This is a genomic window from Sphaerisporangium sp. NPDC005288, assembly GCF_040607475.1.
GTDB classification, from domain to species: Bacteria; Actinomycetota; Actinomycetes; order Streptosporangiales; family Streptosporangiaceae; genus Sphaerisporangium; species Sphaerisporangium rhizosphaerae.
Genome location: NZ_JBEXGT010000105.1, coordinates 1 through 3,288 on the forward strand (window position 1 = coordinate 1; position 3,288 = coordinate 3,288).

Below are 3,288 nucleotides of genomic sequence, written 5' to 3' on the forward strand. Positions count from 1 at the left end.
TGGCCGTTGCAGTCCCACAGGTTCAACGCGGCGCCGTCGGTGGTGGAACGGTTCGGCACGTCGATGCACCGCCCGGACGCGACACCCCGGATCGGACCGCTTCCGCCACCAGCCGTCGGCGTGGGCGTCGGGGTGGGAGTCGGGGTGACGGTGGGGGTGACCGTCGGGGTCGGCGTGGGAGTGGGGTTCACGGTGCCGTCAAGACCGAAGAAGCGGATCGCGTAGATGCCCATGCCGGTGTGCGGCAGGTCGTGGCCGGCGCCGGAGATGGTCCACGCCTCGACCTGGCCCGAGCCGAAGACCCGCCGGGTCCACCCGGACTGCGGAGTGGTGGTGGAGGTGGCGGTCTGGCCGATCCCCCACACGTTGGTCCACTGGTCGACCTCTTCTTGCAGCATGGTGTAGTTCAGCACCGAGTCGTTGGTGCCGTGCCAGGCCATGACCCGTGGCCGCGGCCCGGTGTAGCCGGAGTAGGCGGCGCGCGCCAGGTCGCCCCACTGCTGCGGCGTCTTGTCCCCGCATCCGGCCGGCCCGAGGCAGCCGTAGGGCACGCCCGAGAAGGGCGCGCCGGCCGCGAAGACGTCGGGGTAGGTGGCCAGCAGGTTGTTGGTCTCCATCGCGCCGGAGGAGAAGCCGGTGGCGAACACCCTCTGCGGGTCGCCGTTGTAGCGCTGCAGTGTGTAGTTGACCATGGAGACGATCGAGACCGGGTCGCTGCCCCCGGCGTGGCGCAGAGCCTCGTTCGACCACACGTCGAAGCAGTTGGACATGCCGTTGGCGCTCTTGTTGGCCTGCGGGTAGATGACGATGAACCCGTAGCGGTCGGCCAGCGAGGCGAATTCGGTGCCCTGGTAGAAGCCCTGGGCCGTGCCGTTGCATCCGTGCATCGCGACCAGGACGCCTGGCCGTGATGACACGTTGTTGGGGACATAGATGTACATCGGGAGGTTGCCGGGGTTGGACCCGAAGTTGGTCACCTGGGTCAGCGTCGCCGCCGACGCTCGCGGCACCGGCGCCGCGACCATGGACACCGCCGTGATCACGGCCGCGGCCAGCGCGGCGATGCCCATGCCGGCGAGTGCCCGGAAATGCCGTCTCATCGGTCTGCCTTTCACTCAAGGGGCGCAGGAGCGGGGCGCGGCGGTACGGGAGCGGCGGAAGGGTGGTGGGCACCGGCGGACGGCGGTCAGCGCCGCCCGCCGGGCCGATGAGGGAGCGTCAGACCCGGGTCCAACGCTGGTTGGTTCCGCCGTTGCAGGACCAGATCTGCAGCTTGACGCCGTTGGCGGTGGAGTAGTTCGGCACGTCGAGGCACTTGTTCGCGCCGATGGCCGTGATGCTGCCGTCGGAGTTGAACCGCCACTGCTGGTTGCTCTGCCCGTTGCAGTCCCAGATCGCCACCTGCGCGCCGTCGGCCGTGCTCGCGTTGGACACGTCCAGGCACTTGTTGCCGTACACCCGCAGCTCACCGCTGCCGGTCGGCGCCCACTGCTGGTTGGCCTGCCCGTTGCAGTCCCAGATCTGCACCTGCGCGCCGTTGGCCTGCGAGACGTTGGCGACGTCCAGGCACCGGCCCGAGCCGACGCCCCGGATCGTGCTCGCGGTGGAGGGCGTCGGCGTGGGCGTGGGAGTGGGGTTCGACCCGCCGGGCTGGCCGATGCTGCCGGAGACCGACTGCAGCGCCGTGTACCAGGCGGCGGCCATCTTGTCGTAGCCGTTGGCGGTGGGGTGGATGCCGTCGATCAGGTCGCCGGTGGTGAGCTTGCTGTGCATGTCGACGAGGTAGACGTGCTTGCCGCTGCTGACCTTGCTCTGGACGATGCCGGGGATGGCCGCGTTGAAGGTGCGGACGGAGTTCTCCTGGCCGGAGTTGGACAGCGGGATGATGGTGGCGACGAACACGTCGGCGTTGGGCACGGCCGCGGTGATGTGGTCGATCAGGGTGGACAGCCGCTGCGGGGCGCTGGACACGTTGTAGTTCTGCAGCACGTCGTTGGTGCCGATGTGCAGCAGGACGGTGCGCGGGTTGTAGGTGCGGGCCCAGCCGGTGATGTTGGCGTCGATCTGGTCGATGCGCCAGCCGGGGTGTCCCTCGTGGTCGTGGTCGCCGAGGTTGCCCGGCCCGTTGAACTGGGATCCGACGAAGTCGATCGTGTAGCGGCCGGAGGCCAGGCGCTGCCACAGCCCGATGCGGTATCCGCCGGGCACCTGAGTGCCTTCGGTGATCGAGTCACCCAGCGGCATCACCCGCACTCCGCCGTTGGACTCGGCGCTGGCGACGCCCATCCCGGTCGCCGTTCCCGCAGCCACGACGGCGACGGCCAGCAGCGCGGCGGTCAGCCATCGTCTCCACATCACCATGCTCAACCTCTTTCAGGCACCGGCGACCGCGTCGGGTCGGCCAAGAGAGCGTTAACAGCCTTCAGGTATTGGGATGCCGGCGACCGGTGGACCGCTGGGAAGTGGTGTCTGTCCCAGCGGACGCGGCACTCCGGTCGCCGGCATGCCTAGGGGAAGTGCGTTCTTGTTAGCGTTAACAATCGACCGTGTCGGCCGGCTCCCTTCTCCGTCGTGTGCGGCGGTGGTGTGGGCGGAGCAAATACGAGACCGGGATGCGCCGTCAAGGGTCGGCGCCGCGCCGCGCCGTGGGCGGGCGGGCCGCCGGGGCTGTCGATCTGGTGTTATCGCCGCCGTCGCACGGCGGCGCCCACCGCCTTGTGCTGAAACTTTCAGCCACCCCGACCCAGGATTCGGGGGGTGTCTGCAAGTTTCACGGCGGGGGCATTTTTGTAAGGCCTGGTGTGCGGGGTTTGTCGCGCCGAGGGGCCCTCGAAAGTTTCGGCTGCGGTCTTGACGTGTTTCGGGATGGTTTCCACACTGAGTCCGGAGTAGGTTCCGCCGCCGACTCGGTGGTGCGTGGCGGGAGCCTTCGGCGACGTCCTGGTGGTGTGCGTCTCTGTGACAGGGATGCGGCGTCGGGCCGCGGGCGTGTCCCGCATGTTCTCCCGCTTCCCGCTCTTCCGCGATCCCTTATGGAGGCTCAGGCATGGGCGCATACGTCACACACCCGCCGGGGAACCGGCGACCCTTCCGCGGTCTGCGGGCCGTGCTCGCCGGTGCTCTCGGCGTGCTCGGCACGGTCACGGCGCTGACGTTGCCGGGCCCGGCCGACGCTGCGGCGAGCACGCTGGGTGCGGCCGCCGCGCAGAGCGGGCGGTACTTCGGTACGGCCATCGCTTCGGGGCGGCTTGGTGATTCGGCGTACACGACCATCGCGAACCGTGAGTT

The 3,288-nt window shown here is 69.2% G+C and carries 2 protein-coding genes and 1 pseudogene; 1 reads left to right on the plus strand and 2 read right to left on the minus strand.

Going from position 1 to position 3,288, the window contains the following annotated elements; genetic code table 11:
- Both ABZU32_RS40815 and ABZU32_RS40820 read right to left on the minus strand, forming a co-directional pair.
- Positions 1-1,100 (minus strand): PHB depolymerase family esterase (locus tag ABZU32_RS40815; RefSeq protein ID WP_354932138.1); only part of this gene is annotated, 1,100 nt, incomplete at its 3' end.
- Between the two features lie 118 nt (positions 1,101-1,218).
- Entirely contained in the window at positions 1,219-2,361 is a 1,143-nt protein-coding gene (locus ABZU32_RS40820; protein ID WP_354932140.1) for a lectin, read from the minus strand.
- A 685-nt stretch (positions 2,362-3,046) separates the two neighbouring features.
- Here ABZU32_RS40820 and ABZU32_RS40825 point away from each other — a divergent pair.
- Positions 3,047-3,288 (plus strand): annotated as a pseudogene (locus ABZU32_RS40825) (1,4-beta-xylanase); the annotation flags it as partial.